Origin of the sequence: Duganella sp. HH101 (assembly GCF_001758795.1) — a bacterium.
Lineage (GTDB): Bacteria > Pseudomonadota > Gammaproteobacteria > Burkholderiales > Burkholderiaceae_D > Rugamonas > Rugamonas rivuli.
In genome coordinates, this window is sequence record NZ_LRON01000026.1 from 48,093 (window position 1) to 65,583 (window position 17,491).

Sequence of the window (17,491 nt, forward strand, 5' to 3'; positions counted from 1 at the left end):
TCATAAAAAGTGTATCGGTAGGCGGAACTGCATCGGCTCACGAGGCCGGCCAGCGGCGGCCGCTACCGCATTGCACAATATGGCATAATCGAAGTGGATCACTCACACAGGCAGCAGTAGTTCCCTTGATTGGGCACTCATAAATCATGATGAAGACGCTTTACGACAAACTCTGGGAATCCCACGTGGTCAAGGCCGAGGAAGACGGCACCACGATCTTGTACATCGACCGCCACCTGGTACACGAAGTCACCAGCCCGCAGGCGTTCGACGGCCTGCGCGCCGCCGGCCGCCAGCCGTGGCGCATCTCGGCCAACCTGGCCGTGGCCGACCACAACGTGCCGACCACCTCGCGTGCCGACGGCATCGCCGATCCGGTCTCGCGCCTGCAGGTGGAAACGCTGGACAACAACGCCAAGTCCTACGGCCTGACGTATTTCAACATGAACGACAAGCGCCAGGGCATCGTCCACGTGATCGGGCCGGAGCAGGGCGCGACCTTGCCGGGCATGACGGTGGTGTGCGGCGATTCGCACACGTCCACCCACGGCGCCTTCGGCGCGCTGGCGCACGGCATCGGCACCTCCGAAGTGGAACACGTGCTGGCCACCCAGACGCTGCTGCAGAAAAAATCCAAAGCCATGCTGGTGCAGGTCGACGGCGCGCTGCCGGCCGGCGTCACCGCCAAGGACGTGGTGCTGGCCATCATCGGCAAGATCGGCACCGCCGGCGGCACCGGCTACTGTATCGAGTTCGGCGGTTCGACCATCCGCGCCCTGTCGATGGAAGGCCGGATGACGGTCTGCAACATGGCGATCGAAGCGGGCGCGCGCGCCGGCATCATCGGCGTCGACGACACCACCATCGACTACGTCAAGGGCCGTCCGTTCTCGCCGGTGGGGCCGCACTGGGACCGCGCGGTCGATTACTGGCGCACGCTGCACAGCGACGCCGGCGCCAGATTCGACCTGGTCGTCACGCTCAACGCCGCCGAAATCAAGCCGCAAGTGACCTGGGGCACCTCGCCGGAAATGGTGACGGCTATCGACGGCCGCGTGCCGGATCCGGACCACGAGAAGGACAGCGTCAAGCGCGACGCCATCGAGAAGGCGCTGGTCTACATGAACCTGAAGCCGAACACCGCGATCGAGGACATCCGCATCGACAAGGTCTTCATCGGTTCCTGCACCAACTCGCGCATCGAGGATTTGCGCGCCGCCGCCGACGTGGTGCGCGGCAAGCACCGCGCCTCCAACGTCAAGCTGGCGCTGGTGGTGCCGGGCTCGGGCCTGGTCAAGGCGCAAGCCGAGCAGGAAGGACTGGACCGCGTGTTCCGCGACGCCGGCTTCGAATGGCGCGAGCCGGGCTGCTCGATGTGCCTGGCGATGAACGCCGACCGCCTGGAACCGGGCGAGCGCTGCGCCTCCACCTCGAACCGCAATTTTGAAGGACGCCAAGGCCAGGGCGGGCGCACCCATCTGGTGTCTCCCGCGATGGCGGCGGCAGCCGGTATCGCCGGCCATTTCGTCGACGTGCGCAGCCTGCGTTGATACGATCACACCATAACGAGAAATCCTCATCATGAAAAAACTATTCGCCCTGTCCATCATCGCGCTGATCCTGACCGGCTGCAACACCGTCAACGGTTTCGGCAAGGACGTCAAAAAAGTCGGTGAGTCGCTGGAAGGCGCTTCGACCAAAAAATAAACCGCAGCACGGCGGGCCGCGACGGTCCGCCGTCGCACAACCCGAACGAGAATCATGGACAAATTTACGATCTACGAAGGACTGGTGGCCCCGCTCGACCGCGCCAATGTCGACACCGACGCCATCATTCCGAAGCAATTCCTGAAGTCCATCCACCGCACCGGCTTCGGTCCGAACCTGTTCGACGAGTGGCGCTACCTGGACCACGGCGAACCGGGCCAGGACAACAGCCGCCGTCCGCTCAATCCCGACTTCGTGCTCAACGAGGCGCGCTACCAGGGCGCATCGATCCTGCTGGCGCGCAAGAACTTCGGCTGCGGCTCCTCGCGCGAGCACGCGCCGTGGGCGCTGGACCAGTACGGCTTCCGCGCCATCGTCGCGCCCTCGTTCGCCGACATTTTCTTCAACAACTGCTACAAGAGCGGCTTGTTGCCCATCGTATTGCCTGAAGCGCAGGTCGATCACCTGTTCAATGAAGTCAAGGCCTTCCCCGGTTATCGCCTGGTGGTCGACCTTGAACAGCAGCGCATCTCCACCAGCAATGGCAGCGTCTCCTATCCCTTCGAGATCGACGCCTTCCGCAAATACTGCCTGATGAACGGGCTCGACGATATCGGCCTGACGCTGCGCCACGCCGACGCTATCCGCGGTTTCGAAGAGCGCCATCTGGCAACCCAACCTTGGTTGGCCAACGTCATCTAATCGAAGAAGAACTATGAAAATCGCTATCCTCCCGGGCGACGGCATCGGCCCGGAAATCGTCGCGCAAGCCGTTAAAGTCCTGAACGTGCTGGGCGAAAAATTTGAGCTGGAAAGCGCGCCGGTCGGCGGCGCCGGCTACGCGGCCCACGGCCACCCTCTGCCGGAAGCCACGCTGGCGCTGGCCAAGGCCGCCGACGCGGTGCTGTTCGGCGCCGTCGGCGACTACCAGTACGACACGCTGGAACGCGCGCTGCGTCCGGAGCAGGCGATCCTGGGCCTGCGCAAGCAGCTGGGCCTGTTCGCCAACCTGCGTCCGGCCATCCTGTATCCGGACCTGGCCAACGCCTCGACCCTGAAGCCTGAAGTGGTGTCCGGCCTGGACATCCTGATCATCCGCGAACTGACCGGCGACATCTACTTCGGCCAGCCGCGCGGCGTGCGCGAGTGCCCGGACGGCGCCTTCAAGGGCCAGCGCGAAGGCTACGACACCATGCGCTATGCCGAAGGGGAAATCCGCCGCATCGCCCATGTGGCGTTCCAGGCGGCGCAGAAGCGCGGCAAGCGCCTGACCAGCGTGGACAAGGCCAACGTGCTGGAGACTTTCCAGTTCTGGAAGGACATCGTCACCGACGTCCACAAGGAATACCCGGACGTGGCGCTGGAGCATATGTACGTCGACAACGCCGCGATGCAGCTGGTGCGCGCGCCGAAGAAGTTCGACGTCATCGTCACCGGCAATATGTTCGGCGACATCCTGTCCGACCAGGCGGCGATGCTGACCGGTTCGATCGGCATGCTGCCGTCGGCCTCGCTGGACGCCAACAACAAGGGCTTGTACGAGCCGTCGCACGGCTCCGCGCCCGACATCGCCGGCCAGGGCATCGCCAATCCGCTGGCGACGATTTTGTCGGCCGCGATGATGCTGCGCTACTCGCTGAACAAGGCCGAGCAGGCCGACCGCATCGAGAACGCCGTCAAGCACGTGCTGTCGCAAGGCCTGCGCACCGCCGACATCTACGAAGCCGGGACCACCAAGGTGGGCACGGAACAGATGGGCGATGCCGTGGTCAAGGCGCTGTCGTAAACAGTGTAAATAGTATAAATCGTTATAGGGAATGAAAATGAAACTCGTAGGCTTGGTAGGTTGGCGCGGCATGGTCGGTTCGGTCCTGATGCAGCGCATGCAGGAAGAGGGCGATTTCGCCCACATCGAACCGGTATTTTTCACCACCTCGAATCCGGGCGGCGACGCACCGGCGATGGCGAAGAACGAAACCAAACTGAAAAGCGCCACCGACATCGACGAACTGAAAAAGTGCGAGATCATCATCTCGTGCCAGGGCGGCGACTACACCACCGAAGTGTTCCCCAAGCTGCGCGCCGCCGGCTGGAACGGCTACTGGATCGACGCCGCCTCCACGCTGCGCATGGAGAAGGACGCCGTCATCGTGCTGGACCCGGTCAACCTGCACGTCATCAAGGACGCGCTGGGCAAGGGCGTGAAGAACTACATCGGCGGCAACTGCACCGTGTCGTGCATGCTGATGGGCCTGGGCGGCCTGTTCCAGCACAACCTGGTCGAGTGGATGACTTCCATGACCTACCAGGCGGCATCGGGCGGCGGCGCCCAGCACATGCGCGAGCTGCTGACCCAGTTCGGCACCATCAACGCATCGGTGAAGTCGCTGCTGGACAATCCGGCCGCGGCCATCCTGGAAATCGACCGCCAGGTGCTGGCCACCCAGCACGGCCTGAGCGCCGAAGAGACCAAGCAGTTCGGCGCCCCGCTGGCCGGCAACCTGATCCCGTGGATCGACAAGGACCTGGGCAACGGCCAGTCGAAGGAAGAGTGGAAGGGCGGCGCCGAAACCAACAAGATCCTGGGCCTGGGCGCGGACTTCGGCTCGAAGGCGATTCCTGTGGACGGGCTGTGCGTGCGCATCGGCGCCATGCGCAGCCACTCGCAGGCGCTGACCATCAAGCTGAAGAAAGACGTGCCGATCGACGAGATCCACGACATCATCGCCGCCAACAACCGGTGGGTCAAAGTGGTGCCGAACACGCGTGAAGCGTCGGTCAAGGACCTGTCGCCGGCCGCCGCCACCGGCAGCCTGACGATACCGGTCGGCCGCCTGCGCAAGATGAGCATGGGCGACGACTACCTGTCGGCCTTCACCGTCGGCGACCAGCTGCTGTGGGGCGCGGCCGAACCGCTGCGCCGCATGCTGCGCATCGTGCTGGACAAGTAAGCAGCGTAACAATTCGCTTGGCAAGGGCGCAATTGTTAAAGCAGAAGGGGTTTTCTCTATGAGCTCTCATAGGGGAAATCCCTTTTTTTGGTTTAAAGTAGGCATAGACGTTACACATCCTCATGTATCACTAGAGAAACATCGTGCAAAGCTTGCATGCTCTGGAGCATGATGATATGTTGATATATCTGGGAAAGTAACATTTTCCCTCTGACAACCAGATGCCGCCCACTATGCACGTACCAACTCGCTCCAGCATTGTTTCCTTCGCGTTGAAGACGCTCACCGGGGCTGTCGCCAGTGCGGTCTTGGTGGCTTCGGCCAACGCAGCCGGGCTCGGCAAGCTGACCGTCCTGTCGTCGCTGGGGCAGCCGCTGCGGGCGGAGATCGAATTGACGGCCGTGTCCGCCGATGAAGCGGGCGCGCTGGTCGCCAAGCTGGCGCCGGCCGAAGCTTTCCGCACCGCCAACATCGATTTCAATCCAACCCTGCTGTCGCTGCGCTTCGAAGTCGAGCAGCGCAATGGCCGCCAGGTGATACGCGTAACGTCCACCCAGCCGGTCAACGAACCCTTCGTCGACATGCTGCTGGAGCTGAACTGGACCGGCGGCCGCATGGTCCGTGAATACACCTTCCTGCTGGACCCGGCCGACATGCGCGCGACGCAAGCGCCGCAAGTGGCGCCGCCGGTGGACTTGAACCGCAGCACCACGCCCGCTGCTGCGGCAACTGCGCCTGCCGCGTCCGCTCCGGCCGCCGCGTCGGTCGCACCGGCAGCACAGGGCACGCCGGCACCGGCGCGCCAGCCGGCCGCCAAGGCCGCCGTCAACGAATACACCGTCAAAGCCGGCGACAACCTGACCCGCATCGCCAACCAGGTCAAGCCGGTCGACGTGTCGCTGGACATGATGCTGGTGGCGCTGTACCGCGCCAATCCGGAAGCCTTCTCCGGCAATAATATGAACCGCCTGAAGTCGGGCCAGATCCTGGCCGTGCCGGATGCCGACACGATCCGCAACAGCGCGCCGGAAGGCGAGGCGCGCGGCGTGGTGGTGGCGCATGCGGCCGACTTCAACGCCTATCGCGCCAAGCTGGCGGGGCAGGTCGCCAACAGCACGCCGGCCAAGGAGCCGGATGCGACCCAGAACGTCTCGGGCAAGATCACCGCCAAGGTGGAAGAAAAGCCCAGCGCCGTCAACACCGCCAAGGACAAGCTGACGCTGTCGAAAGCCACCTCCAGCGCGCCGGTCGAAGGCAAGACCGGCCTGGCCGTGGAAGACAAGATCGCCCGCCAGAAGGAAATGGACGAGGCCGCCGCGCGCACCAAGGAACTGGAAAAGAACGTCCGCGATCTGGAAAACCTGATGTCGGTCAAGAACAAGGCCGGCGCGGAAAACGTCAAGCCGTCGGCTTCCGCCTCGGCGGCGGCTTCGATGCCGGCCTCGACTTCGGTCTCGGCCGAAGCGTCGGTACCGCCCAAGCCCAAGCGCACGCTGGTGATCCCGCCGAAAAAGCTGGAGCCTAGCCTGTTCGAAACGCTGATGGACAACCTGCAGTACGTGGGCCTGGCAGGCGCCGGTTTGCTGGCCGCCGCAGGCGCGTTCATCGCTTCGCGCCGCCGCAAGAAATTTGAAGTGCCGAAGGAGGAAACCAGCATCCTCGGCGATACCGCGATGCCGTCTCAGGTGCTGATCGCCGAGGCCGGCGGCCAGAGCGTCGACACCAACAACAGCGTCTTCAATTCCAACTTCGCGCCATCGGCCAGCCAGCTCGATACCAACGAGGTCGATCCGGTGGCGGAGGCGGACGTCTACATCGCCTACGGCCGCGACGCCCAGGCGGAGGAAATCCTGAAGGAAGCGCTGCGCAGCCATCCGGAACGCCACGCCGTCCGCCTGAAGCTGCTGGAAATCTACGTCACCCGCAAAGACCCGCGCTCGTTTGAAACCCAGGCTTCCGAGCTGTATGCGCTGACGCGCGGCCAGGGCGACGAGTGGGCGCAGGCCGCCGCCATGGGCCTGACGCTGGATCCGCACAATCCGCTGTATTCCGAAGGCGCCGCCGCATCCGCCGACGGCGACGGTTCCACCATGTTCGCCGCCGCGCCGGCCGCTGCCGCCGCCGGTGTAGCCGCTGGCGCCGCCGCCTTCAGCGCATCCGACTTCGCCAGCGATTTCGACGCTCCTGCACCGGCCCCGGTACCTGCCGCTGGCGGCCTGGACCTGGACCTGGGCTTCGACGCCCCGCCTGCCGCCGCCGACAACTCCATGGACTTCGGCAGCGACATGGACACCGCCTTGCCGCAAGCCGCCGACGCCTCCGTGTCGCCGGCCTCGGTGGCGGCGGAATCCGACAACCTGATGGACTTCGACCTGGGCGGCCTGAGCTTCGAGCCGACCGCCGCCGCGCCTGCGCCAGCCCCGGCCGCCGAGCCGGAAGCGCTGCCGGAAGACGCCTTCAACCTGGCCTTCGACGCCCCGGCCCCGGCCGAGCCAGCCCCGGCACCCGCGCCTGTGGAAGACCTGGGCATGGACTTCGGCCTGGACCTGCCGGTCGAGGCCACCCCGGCGCCAGCCGCGTCCAGCCTGCCGTCCGCCAGCAGCGATCCGCTGGACCTGGACTTGATGAACTTTGACATACCCGAAGTGCCGGCCATGCCGGCACCGGCGCCTGCCGGCGAAGTGGATATCGACGACTTCGCGCTGCCCGAGGCGGAAGAGGTGGCTCCGGCGCCCGCCCCTGCGGCGCAGGAGTTCGACCTGTCCGGCATCGACCTCGACCTGGACACCGCACTGGGCGGCGCCGGCACGGCCGCCGCGTCCGACGCAGCGCCAGGCCATGTGCGCGACGACAACCTGTCGGCCCACCACATGGAAATGGACACCAAGCTGGACCTGGCGATCGCCTACCAGGAGATCGGCGACAAGGAAGGCGCGCGCGAACTGCTGGACGAAGTGCTGCGCGGCGGCAGCGACGACCAGATCGCCAAGGCCAACGCCATGCGCGCCCAATTGGGGTAAGGCGGCTCCGTATATAATGGCTGACTCAGACATTACATCGGGCAGCAATTGAAACGGATAGCAATCGGCGTCCAGTACGACGGAACCGCGTGGAACGGCTACCAGAAGCAGGCGGACGGCCACACGGTCCAGGACAAGCTGGAACAGGCGCTGGAGAAATTCGCCAGGGTGCCATTGGCCACCACCTGCGCCGGCCGCACCGACACCGGCGTGCACGCGCTGGAACAGGTGGTGCACTTCGACACCGAGCTGGTGCGCGACACCCATTCCTGGGTGCGCGGCGTCAACGCCTTCCTGCCGCCGTCGATCGCCGTGCGCTGGGCCAAGCAGCTCGACGGCGACCCGGGCGTCAACGACTTCTTCCACGCCCGCTTCAGCGCCCGCGCCCGCACCTATCACTACGTGCTGTACAACAATCCGACCCGCTCGCCGCTGCTGGAGGGGCGGGCCGGTTTCTGCTTCCGTCCGCTGGACGTGGAGCTGATGCGGCAAGCCATCCCGCCGTTGCTGGGCTGGCACGACTTCACCGCCTTCCGCGCCGCGCAGTGCCAGGCCAAGTCGCCGGTCAAGCTGATGCATGACATCCAGATCAAGCGCCATGGCGAACTGGTGGTGTTCACCATCACCGCCAACGCCTTCCTGCACCACATGGTGCGCAACCTGGTCGGCTCGCTGGTCTACATCGGTACCGGGCGCGAGCGGCCGGAATGGCTGGGCCAGCTGCTGGAAACCAAGGACCGCCACGCCGCCGCGCCGACCTTCATGCCGGACGGCCTCTACCTGGCGAAAATCGACTACGACCCCAAATGGGAATTGCCGCTGGAAACCACCAGCGCGCTGCCCTGGTTTTAAGGAATGCTATGCGTACCCGTATCAAGATCTGCGGGCTGACCCGCGTGGAAGATGTGCAAGCCGTGGTGGCTGCCGGCGCCGATGCGATCGGCTTCGTGTTCTACCCGAAGAGCCCGCGCTACGTCACGCCGGCGCAGGCCGCCGAACTGATGCGCGCCTTGCCGCCCTTCATTACCTGCACCGGCTTGTTCGTCAACGCCACGCCGGAAGAGGTGGCGGCCACCTGCAAGGTGGCGCCGATTTCGCTGATCCAGCTGCACGGCGATGAGACGGCGGCGCAGTCGGCCGCCATCGCTGCGGCGGCCGGGCGACAGTTCATGCGGGTGTTCCGCGTCAAACCTGACACACAGCCGTCCGATTTGCTAGAATACGAGCAGCTATGCCGCGCCGCCAGTCCCTTGTTCACCAGCCTGTTGCTGGATACCTATGTGGATGCCTATGGTGGCGCAGGAAAGGGTTTTGATTGGTCTCTCATTCCAAAAGATCTCGCGCCTCGGGTCGTTTTAAGTGGTGGCTTGAGCGTACACAACGCGACTGACGCGGTGGTACGTGTACGCCCCTACGCCGTCGACATCAGCAGTGGTGTCGAAGCGTCCAAGGGGATCAAGGATGCCCGCAAGATCGCCGACTTTGTCGCGGCGGTGCGGGCCGGAGATGCCATGAAAGAAAGCGAAGCCCATCATGATGAACACCCCACCAAAGCCGCTGTTCCACGCTAAAGACTACCACCTGCCCGATGCCAAGGGCCATTTCGGCCCCTACGGCGGCTCCTTCGTCGCCGAAACCCTGACCTACGCGCTTGCCGAGCTCAACGAAGCCTATGAGCGCTACAGCAAGGATCCCGATTTCCTCGACGAGTTCCGCTACGAGCTCAAGCACTTTGTCGGCCGGCCGTCGCCGATCTATCACGCCAAGCGCTGGTCCGAACTGGCCGGCGGCGCGCAGATCTACTTCAAGCGCGAAGACCTGAACCACACCGGCGCCCACAAGATCAACAACGTCATCGGCCAGGCCCTGCTGGCCAAGCGCATGGGCAAGCCGCGCATCATCGCCGAGACCGGCGCGGGCCAGCACGGCGTCGCCACGGCGACCATCTGCGCCCGCTTCGGCCTGGAGTGCGTGGTCTACATGGGCAGCGAGGACGTCAAGCGCCAGGCGCAGAACGTCTACCGCATGAAGCTGCTGGGCGCGACCGTGGTGCCGGTGGAGTCCGGCTCCAAGACCCTGAAGGACGCGCTCAACGAAGCGATGCGCGACTGGGTCACGAATATCGAAAACACCTTCTACATCATCGGCACCGTGGCTGGCCCGCATCCTTACCCGATGCTGGTGCGCGACTTCCAGTCGGTGATCGGCGAGGAATGCCTGGTGCAGATGCCGGAAATGACCGGCCGCCAGCCCGACTGCGTGGTCGCCTGCATCGGCGGCGGCTCCAACGCGATGGGCATCTTCTATCCGTACATCGACCAGAAACAGGTGCGCCTGATCGGTGTCGAGGCGGCGGGGGAGGGGCTGGACGGCGACAAGCACGCCGCTTCGCTGACCAAGGGCTATCCGGGCGTGTTGCACGGCAACCGCACCTATCTGCTGCAGGACCAGAACGGCCAGATCATCGAGACGCATTCGGTCTCGGCCGGTCTGGACTACCCGGGCGTGGGGCCGGAGCACGCTTACCTGAAGGATAGCGGCCGCGCCGAGTACGTATCGATCACGGACGAGGAAGCGCTGAAGGCCTTCCACGACTGCTGCCATATCGAAGGCATCATCCCGGCATTGGAATCGTCGCACGCGCTGGCGTACGCGGCCAAGCTGGCGGCGACCATGCCGAAAGATAAAATCATTTTGGCCAACCTGTCGGGCCGGGGCGACAAGGACATGCATACGGTTGCAGAACGTATGGGTTTGAACTTCAACTAAGGAAAACGACATGTCCAAAATCGCAGCAACTTTCAGCGCCCTGAAGGCGCACAACAAAACCGCGCTCGTCACCTTCATCACCGCCGGCGATCCGTCGCCGGAGTCGACCGTGCCGCTGATGCACGCCATGGTGGCCGGCGGCGCCGACATCCTGGAGCTCGGCGTGCCGTTCTCCGATCCGATGGCCGAAGGCCCGGTGATCCAGCGCGCCTGCGAGCGGGCGCTGGCCAACGGCGTCGGCATCCACGACGTGTTCGGCTACGTGGCGGAATTCCGCAAGACCAACCAGACCACGCCGGTGGTGCTGATGGGCTATGCCAATCCGATCGAGCGCATCGGCGCGGCGGCGTTCATCGCCAAATCGAAGGCGGTGGGTGCGGATGGCGCCATCGTGGTCGATTACCCGCCGGAAGAGTGCGAAGAGTTCGCGGCCGCCATGCGCGCCGCCGGGCTGGACCTGATCTTCCTGCTGGCGCCGACCTCGACCGAAGCGCGCATCGCGCAGGTGGCCAAGGTGGGTGGCGGTTTCAGCTACTACGTCTCGCTGAAGGGCGTGACGGGCGCCGGCAATATCGACACGGTGGAAGTGGCTGAGCGCTTGACGGCGATCCGCCGGCATGTGGAGTTGCCGATCGGCGTAGGCTTCGGCATCCGCGACGGCGCCACCGCGCGCGCCGTGGCCGAGGTGGCCGACGCGGTCGTCATCGGCAGCCGCATCATCCAGGAAATCGAAAGTGCCGGCAAAGACGGCGCCGTCGCCGCCGTACAAGCCTTCGTCACCAGCATCCGCACCGCCCTCGACGCCTGACCTCCCGCAAATCTCGACCGCTCACCTTGATACATAGTTAAGAACTGACTATGTTGAAGGGGAGCGGTCGTGCGCTTCGAATGGGATGCCCGCAAGGCCAAGGCTAACTTGCAAAAGCATCGCGTGAGTTTCGATGAGGCAGAATCGGTATTTCGGGATGGCCGCGCAAGGTCTTTCGCTGACATCGAACACTCGGACGATGAGGACAGGTTTATCAATATCGGTGTTAGTGATCGAGGTAGATTGTTGACGGTATGCTATTGTTTTCGCGGCAATGACGCCGTCCGAATTTTTTCTGCTCGCAAAGCCAATGCATTGGAAGTACGACTATATTTTTGGGAGTGAAGCCATGTGCGAGGACGAGATCGATGTTGCCAAGTGCGTTACGGTGCCGAACCCTTTCATCGAGCTGTTGACGCGTGAGCTGCCTCTGCGTTTGCCTAACGATACCATCAACTATTTTCAGAAAATCGGCGATGAATTTGGCTGGCCGGCGCATCGGATCATAGAGTTGTATTTGAGAAATATCGCCTGTGCCGGTTACAGAATTCCGCTGGATTTGCCCGTCTTGAATGCCGAACAAGCAAAGGAGTCAGTAGGTGATTCCCTCTAAAAACCCATCAATTCCATGACGAACCTTAAAAATTGTTGTACAGCAAAGTTCGACAGGGGGGCAAGAAACGGCTACACTTCGGCCACAAGTTAGCTGCAAGGAGAATTTATGAGTTGGTTGGAAAAACTGCTGCCCCCACGTATCCAGCGTTCCGACGCTGCCGCACGCAAGACCATGCCCGAGGGCCTGTGGGTCAAATGCCCGTCCTGCGAAGCCGTCCTGTACCGCACCGATCTGGAATCGAACCTGCACGTTTGCCCGAAATGCGACCATCACATGCGCATCCGCGCCCGTGAACGCCTCGACAGCCTGCTCGACGCCGGCGGCCGCTATGAAGTCGGCATGGACACCCTGCCAGTCGATACGCTGAAGTTCAAAGACAGCAAGAAATACCCCGACCGCCTCAAACAAGCCATGGAAGCCACCGGCGAGACCGATGCGCTGATCGTCATGGGCGGCGCCATCATGAGCCTGCCTTGCGTGGTGGCTTGCTTCGAATTCGAATTCATGGGCGGCTCCATGGGTTCCGTGGTCGGCGAGCGCTTCGTGCGCGGCGCGCAAGTGGCCCTGGAACAGAAAGTGCCGTTCATCTGCATCACCGCCACCGGCGGCGCCCGCATGCAAGAGGGCCTGCTGTCGCTGATGCAAATGGCGAAAACCACCGCCATGCTGACCAAGCTGTCCGACAAGAAGCTGCCGTTCATCAGCGTGCTGACTGACCCTACCATGGGCGGCGTGTCCGCCTCGTTCGCCTTCATGGGCGACGTCGTGATCGCCGAGCCGAAAGCGCTGATCGGCTTCGCCGGCCCGCGCGTGATCGAAAACACCGTGCGCGAGAAACTGCCGGAAGGCTTCCAGCGCGCCGAGTTCCTCGTCACCAAGGGCGCCGTCGACATGATCGTCGACCGCCGCAAGATGCGCGAAGAAATCGCCCGCCTGATGGCGTTGCTGCAAAATCAAGCGGTGGAAGTGCTGGCCTAAAGCGGTCGCTTCAAAAAGACCGCAGCGGCGTTGCGGTGTCTCGCCGTGCTAACGCACTGTCTTCGCCACCGCGCCTTGCTGCGCTCATTTTGAAGCAACCGCCAAGCGACTCCCTCACGCAACGGCGCGCAATCGGCTATCATGCCGGCCTGCGCGCCGTTTTTCATTTCTGAGCCATCATCATGTCGAACCTCCCAACTACTTTGCCCGCCTGGCTTGCGCTGCTTGAATCGCGCCATGCCGAAACCGTCATCAACATGGGCCTGGACCGCGTACTCGCGGTCAAGGAGCGTCTGCAGCTGAGTTTCAGCTGCCCCGTCATCATGGTGGCCGGCACCAACGGCAAGGGTTCGACCTGCGCCATGCTGGAATCGGTGCTGATGCGCGCCGGCTACAAGGTCGGCCTGTACATCAAGCCGCACTTCCTGGACTTTAACGAGCGCGCCCGCATCAACGGCGAGCTGGCCAGCGACGAAGTGCTGGTGGCCGCCTTCAACGCGGTCGAGGCGGTGCGCGGCGATACCCCGCTGACGTATTTCGAATTCACTACGCTGGCCATCATGCACCTGATCGCGGGTGCCGGCATGGATGTCGCGATCCTGGAAGTGGGCCTGGGCGGCCGCCTGGACGCGGTCAACATCGTCGATGCCGACGTCGCCATCGTCACCAGCGTCGACATCGACCATACCGACTACCTGGGCGATACCCGCGAGGCGATCGGCTTCGAGAAGGCCGGCATCTTCCGCGCCGGTAAAACCGCGATCTGCTCGGACCCGGTGCCGCCGCAGTCGCTGATCGACCACGCCAATGCCATTGGCGCCGACCTGTGGTTGATGGGCCGCGATTTCAATTATTCCGGCGACAAGCAGCAGTGGAACTACGGCGGCCGCTCGCAGCGCCGCAATTCGCTGGCTTATCCTAGCCTGCGCGGCGCCAATCAGATCCTCAACGCCTCGGCCGTGCTGGCCGCGCTGGAAGCGCTGAAGCTGGAGCTGCCGGTGGGCGCGCAGGAAGTGCGCACCGGCCTGGTGACGGTGGAACTGCCGGGCCGTTTCCAGGTGCTGCCTGGCCGCCCGACCGTGATCCTGGACGTGGCGCACAATCCGCACGCGGCCTCGGCGCTGAACCAGAACCTCGGCAACATGGGCTTCCACCCCTACACCTACGCCGTGTTCGGCTCCATGCACGACAAGGATATCGACGGCGTGATCGCCGCCATGTCCGAGCACGTGGACCACTGGTGCCTGGCCACGCTGCCGTCGCCGCGCTCCGCCAGCGCCTCGGAACTGGCTGCCAAGGTGCAGATCGTGCAGGAAGAAAAAGCCGAGCGCACCATCAATATCTTCGACGATCCGGCTGCCGCGTATGCAAATGCGATCAGCCGAGCCGGGGAGAATGATAGAATTGTGGTCTTTGGATCTTTCCTCACGGTCGCCGGCGTCATGGCGGCGCGAAAATCCGCATTTCATTGAACGCACAGGACTGAAATCACGCATGGGCTTGTTCTCGAAACTCGGTAAAAACAAGCAAGAGTCGGCTGGTCAGGACAGCGGCTATTACACCAGCGCAGATGACCAGGACGCGACGGAGCGCGCACGCTCCAAGCGCGCCTCGTCGGCGGATGGTTCCGCCAAATCCCGCCGCAGCAAAGACCGCGAAGCGGACGACCCGGTGTTGCCGGAAAAGAAACGCGCACGCCGCCGCCTGGTCGGCGCGATCGCGCTGGCGCTGGGCGTCGCCATCGGCCTGCCGATGGTGCTCGATTCCGAACCCAAGCCGCTGTCGTCCGATATCGAAATCAAAATCCCCGCCAAGGACAAGCCGGCCGAAGCCGCGCCTGCCGCCGCACCGGTAGCCCAGAGCGCCGCGCTGGACAGCAGGGAAGAAATCGTCGAGGACGTCAAACCGGCCAAACCGGCCGCCGCCGCGCCGGCAGCCGCGCTGGCCGCCGCCGCGCCGGCCACGCCGCCGGCCGTCGCGCCCGTCAAGGTCGACACCACCAAGGCTGACGCCCTCAAGCGTGAAGCCGAGCTGAAGGCCGAAGCCAGGCTCAAGGCCGAGGCCAAGGCGGAAGCCATCGCCAAAAACAAGGCCGATAACGAAGCCAAATCCCGCCAGGACGCCGACTACAAGGCTGAAATCGAACGCAAGCAAGCCGAGGTGAAAGCCGAAGCCAAGGCCAAGGCCGACGCCAAGGAAACCGAACGCAAGCTGGCCGAAGCCAAGGCCGCCAAGCAGGCCGACAGCGCCAAGCCGGCCGCCACCTCGGAAGACGCGCGCGCGCTGGCCATCCTGGAAGGCAAGGCCGCCGCCAAGCCTGCCGCCGCCGCCGAAACGGGCCAGAAATTCGTCCTGCAAGTGGCCGCGCTGAGCGACCAGGGCAAGGTGGACGAGCTGCGCGACAAGCTCAAGAAAGCCGGCATCAGCTCCTTCACGCAGAAGACGCCGTCCGGCGACATCACCCGCGTGCGCGTGGGGCCGTTCACCAACAAGGACGAAGCCGAGAAAGTGCGGGCCAAGCTGACCGCGATGGGCCTGAGCGGCCGTCTCGAAACCGTTTGATCCAGCAGGCTGCCCGACGTGACGATCTTTGATTACCTGGTGATGTTTGTATTGGTCGCGTCGGTCATCATCAGCATGATGCGCGGCTTGGTGAAGGAAGTGTTGTCGTTGGCAAGCTGGGTGGTGGCCTTCGTGGTCGCCAACGCCTACGCCGCCGCGCTGGCGCAGATGCTGCCGCCGGTGGTGCCGGGCGAGGTGCTGCGCCTGATCCTTGCCTTTATCGCACTGTTTATCGGTGTGCGGATTTTGATGGGCCTGCTGTCCATGGCGCTGGGCGCCTTGCTCGATGCCGGCGGCCTCAGCATCGTCGACCGCGCGCTGGGCATGGTGTTCGGCTTCGGCCGCGGCCTGGTCATTGTGCTGGCCGGTGTCATCCTGTGCGGGATGACGTCGATACCGCAACAAGCATTCTGGAAGGATGCGCTATTGAGTCCGCTCGCGGAGACCGGAGCGCATACGGTGAAAGCCTTTCTTCCCGCTGCCATGGCGCAGCATGTGAATTTTTGAATTCTTTAAATCTGTAGCACCAAGTCCAGGAGCAACATCATGTGTGGCATCGTCGGCGTCGTATCCCATCAACCTGTCAATCAACTGCTGTATGACGCATTGCTGCTGCTGCAGCACCGCGGCCAGGATGCGGCAGGTATCGCGACCAATCACAGCAGCATGTTCGCCATGCACAAGGCCAACGGCCTCGTTCGTGACGTTTTCCGTACCCGTAACATGCGTACGCTGCAAGGCAATTCCGGCATCGGTCACTGCCGCTATCCAACCGCCGGCTCGTCGAGCGAGGAAGAGGCGCAGCCGTTCTACGTCAACGCGCCGTTCGGCATCACGCTGGCGCACAACGGCAACCTGACCAACTGGGAACAGCTCAAGAAAGAAATGTTCCAGAACGACCGCCGCCACATCAACACCGATTCCGATTCGGAAGTGTTGCTGAACGTGCTGGCCCACGAGATCCAGAAAGCCACCACCGGCATCTCGATCGACGCCGACACCATCTTCGAAGCCGTGACCGTGCTGCATCGCCGCGTGCGCGGCGGCTACGCCGCCGTGGCGCAGATCGCCGGCGTCGGCCTGCTGGCCTTCCGCGATCCGTTCGGCATCCGTCCGCTGTGCCTGGGCATCAATGAAACCGAGCAGGGCGCCGAGTACCTGATCGCTTCCGAGTCCGTGGCGCTGGAAGGCATGGGCTTCCGCTTCGTGCGCGACATCGCGCCGGGCGAGGCCGTCTTCATCGACGCCGACAAGCAGCTGCACTCGCGCCAGTGCGCGGACAATCCGTCGCTGAACCCTTGCGTGTTTGAGTTCGTCTACCTGGCGCGTCCGGATTCCGTCATCGACGGCGCTTCCGTCTACGCCACCCGCCTGAAAATGGGCGAGTACCTGGCCGAGAAGATCAAGCGCGAATTCAAGGATGGCGAGATCGACGTCGTCATGCCGATTCCGGATTCGTCGCGTCCCGCCGCGATCCAGCTGGCGCTGGCGCTGAACGTGGAATACCGCGAAGGCTTCATCAAGAACCGCTACATCGGCCGTACCTTCATCATGCCGGGCCAGGCTGCGCGCAAGAAGTCGGTGCGCCAGAAGCTGAACGCCATCGCTTCCGAGTTCAAGGACAAGGTCGTGCTGCTGGTGGATGACTCCATCGTGCGCGGCACCACCAGCCGCGAGATCGTGCAGATGGCGCGCGAAGCCGGCGCCAAGAAGGTGATCTTCGCTTCGGCGGCGCCGCCGGTGATCTTCCCCAACGTGTACGGCATCGACATGCCTACCCGCGACGAGCTGATCGCCTACGGCCGCAGCACCGAGGAAGTCTGCCGCGAGATCACCGCCGATCACCTGGTGTACCAGGACATCGACGCGTTGAAGCGCGCCATCTCCGACGTCAATCCGGCGCTGAAGAACTTCGAGGCTTCGTGCTTCGACGGCGTCTACGTCACCGGCGACATCTCCAAGGACTACCTGGACAAGCTGGAATACGCGCGCCACCATCCGAAGGCCGCCGGCCCCGAAGATGCGGGCCGCTCGCAACTGAATCTGAATCTCGCGACCGCCGAAGGCTGATGTCGCGCCC

General features: G+C 63.8%; 17 protein-coding genes. All 17 read left to right on the forward strand.

What is annotated here, in order from left to right:
* The first annotated feature begins 146 nt into the window (after positions 1-146).
* The 17 genes from leuC to purF all read left to right on the forward strand — a co-directional run bounded on the left by leuC (position 147) and on the right by purF (position 17,481).
* Positions 147-1,550 (forward strand): 3-isopropylmalate dehydratase large subunit, encoded by a 1,404-nt coding sequence (gene leuC, locus DUGA2_RS28160; protein ID WP_070272694.1) that lies wholly within the window; start codon positions 147-149, stop codon positions 1,548-1,550.
* Between the two features lie 31 nt (positions 1,551-1,581).
* A complete protein-coding gene (locus tag DUGA2_RS28165) occupies positions 1,582-1,707 on the forward strand; it encodes an entericidin A/B family lipoprotein (RefSeq protein ID WP_008450980.1) in 126 nt (41 codons plus the stop codon).
* A 54-nt stretch (positions 1,708-1,761) separates the two neighbouring features.
* Positions 1,762-2,409, forward strand: coding sequence for a 3-isopropylmalate dehydratase small subunit (gene leuD / locus DUGA2_RS28170; RefSeq protein WP_008450979.1), 648 nt, complete (start codon positions 1,762-1,764; stop codon positions 2,407-2,409).
* 13 nt (positions 2,410-2,422) lie between these two features.
* Complete coding sequence (gene leuB / locus DUGA2_RS28175; RefSeq protein WP_070272693.1) at positions 2,423-3,493, forward strand: 3-isopropylmalate dehydrogenase; 1,071 nt, start codon at positions 2,423-2,425, stop codon at positions 3,491-3,493.
* Positions 3,494-3,530: 37 nt separating this feature from the next.
* Positions 3,531-4,658: an aspartate-semialdehyde dehydrogenase gene (asd, locus tag DUGA2_RS28180; protein WP_071658990.1), complete on the forward strand. Its 1,128-nt coding sequence runs from the start codon at positions 3,531-3,533 to the stop codon at positions 4,656-4,658.
* A 233-nt stretch (positions 4,659-4,891) separates the two neighbouring features.
* Entirely contained in the window at positions 4,892-7,678 is a 2,787-nt protein-coding gene (locus tag DUGA2_RS28185) for a FimV/HubP family polar landmark protein (protein ID WP_083296514.1), read from the forward strand.
* Positions 7,679-7,726: 48 nt separating this feature from the next.
* A complete protein-coding gene (gene truA, locus DUGA2_RS28190; protein ID WP_070272691.1) occupies positions 7,727-8,530 on the forward strand; it encodes a tRNA pseudouridine(38-40) synthase TruA in 804 nt (267 codons plus the stop codon).
* A gap of 8 nt (positions 8,531-8,538) precedes the next feature.
* Positions 8,539-9,249 (forward strand): phosphoribosylanthranilate isomerase, encoded by a 711-nt coding sequence (locus tag DUGA2_RS28195; protein WP_070272690.1) that lies wholly within the window; start codon positions 8,539-8,541, stop codon positions 9,247-9,249.
* A complete protein-coding gene (gene trpB, locus DUGA2_RS28200) occupies positions 9,212-10,447 on the forward strand; it encodes a tryptophan synthase subunit beta (protein ID WP_070272689.1) in 1,236 nt (411 codons plus the stop codon). The genes DUGA2_RS28195 and trpB overlap by 38 nt, the downstream gene beginning before the upstream one ends.
* Before the next feature lie 10 nt (positions 10,448-10,457).
* A complete protein-coding gene (trpA, locus tag DUGA2_RS28205) occupies positions 10,458-11,255 on the forward strand; it encodes a tryptophan synthase subunit alpha (protein ID WP_070272688.1) in 798 nt (265 codons plus the stop codon).
* Between the two features lie 123 nt (positions 11,256-11,378).
* On the forward strand, positions 11,379-11,600 hold the full coding sequence (locus tag DUGA2_RS32970) for a BrnT family toxin (RefSeq protein ID WP_229212205.1): 222 nt from the start codon (positions 11,379-11,381) through the stop codon (positions 11,598-11,600).
* Positions 11,530-11,868: a hypothetical protein gene (locus tag DUGA2_RS28210; protein ID WP_070357804.1), complete on the forward strand. Its 339-nt coding sequence runs from the start codon at positions 11,530-11,532 to the stop codon at positions 11,866-11,868. The genes DUGA2_RS32970 and DUGA2_RS28210 overlap by 71 nt, the downstream gene beginning before the upstream one ends.
* A 108-nt stretch (positions 11,869-11,976) precedes the next feature.
* Positions 11,977-12,849, forward strand: a complete 873-nt coding sequence (gene accD, locus DUGA2_RS28215) for an acetyl-CoA carboxylase, carboxyltransferase subunit beta (protein WP_070272686.1) — start codon at positions 11,977-11,979, stop codon at positions 12,847-12,849.
* A gap of 182 nt (positions 12,850-13,031) precedes the next feature.
* Positions 13,032-14,321: a bifunctional tetrahydrofolate synthase/dihydrofolate synthase gene (gene folC, locus DUGA2_RS28220; protein ID WP_070272685.1), complete on the forward strand. Its 1,290-nt coding sequence runs from the start codon at positions 13,032-13,034 to the stop codon at positions 14,319-14,321.
* Positions 14,322-14,343: 22 nt separating this feature from the next.
* Positions 14,344-15,411 (forward strand): SPOR domain-containing protein, encoded by a 1,068-nt coding sequence (locus tag DUGA2_RS28225; RefSeq protein ID WP_070272684.1) that lies wholly within the window; start codon positions 14,344-14,346, stop codon positions 15,409-15,411.
* Positions 15,412-15,429: 18 nt separating this feature from the next.
* Positions 15,430-15,918 (forward strand): CvpA family protein, encoded by a 489-nt coding sequence (locus DUGA2_RS28230; RefSeq protein ID WP_070272683.1) that lies wholly within the window; start codon positions 15,430-15,432, stop codon positions 15,916-15,918.
* A gap of 39 nt (positions 15,919-15,957) precedes the next feature.
* Positions 15,958-17,481, forward strand: coding sequence for an amidophosphoribosyltransferase (gene purF / locus DUGA2_RS28235; protein WP_070272682.1), 1,524 nt, complete (start codon positions 15,958-15,960; stop codon positions 17,479-17,481).
* The last annotated feature ends 10 nt before the right edge of the window (positions 17,482-17,491 follow it).

Coding starts and splice junctions, on each gene's coding strand:
- leuC (WP_070272694.1), top strand. CDS start 147: ATGATGAAGACGCTTTACGACAAACTCTGGGAATCCCACGTGGTCAAG.
- DUGA2_RS28165 (WP_008450980.1), top strand. CDS start 1,582: ATGAAAAAACTATTCGCCCTGTCCATCATCGCGCTGATCCTGACCGGC.
- leuD (WP_008450979.1), top strand. CDS start 1,762: ATGGACAAATTTACGATCTACGAAGGACTGGTGGCCCCGCTCGACCGC.
- leuB (WP_070272693.1), top strand. CDS start 2,423: ATGAAAATCGCTATCCTCCCGGGCGACGGCATCGGCCCGGAAATCGTC.
- asd (WP_071658990.1), top strand. CDS start 3,531: ATGAAACTCGTAGGCTTGGTAGGTTGGCGCGGCATGGTCGGTTCGGTC.
- DUGA2_RS28185 (WP_083296514.1), top strand. CDS start 4,892: ATGCACGTACCAACTCGCTCCAGCATTGTTTCCTTCGCGTTGAAGACG.
- DUGA2_RS28195 (WP_070272690.1), top strand. CDS start 8,539: ATGCGTACCCGTATCAAGATCTGCGGGCTGACCCGCGTGGAAGATGTG.
- trpB (WP_070272689.1), top strand. CDS start 9,212: ATGATGAACACCCCACCAAAGCCGCTGTTCCACGCTAAAGACTACCAC.
- trpA (WP_070272688.1), top strand. CDS start 10,458: ATGTCCAAAATCGCAGCAACTTTCAGCGCCCTGAAGGCGCACAACAAA.
- DUGA2_RS28210 (WP_070357804.1), top strand. CDS start 11,530: ATGACGCCGTCCGAATTTTTTCTGCTCGCAAAGCCAATGCATTGGAAG.
- accD (WP_070272686.1), top strand. CDS start 11,977: ATGAGTTGGTTGGAAAAACTGCTGCCCCCACGTATCCAGCGTTCCGAC.
- folC (WP_070272685.1), top strand. CDS start 13,032: ATGTCGAACCTCCCAACTACTTTGCCCGCCTGGCTTGCGCTGCTTGAA.
- DUGA2_RS28225 (WP_070272684.1), top strand. CDS start 14,344: ATGGGCTTGTTCTCGAAACTCGGTAAAAACAAGCAAGAGTCGGCTGGT.
- purF (WP_070272682.1), top strand. CDS start 15,958: ATGTGTGGCATCGTCGGCGTCGTATCCCATCAACCTGTCAATCAACTG.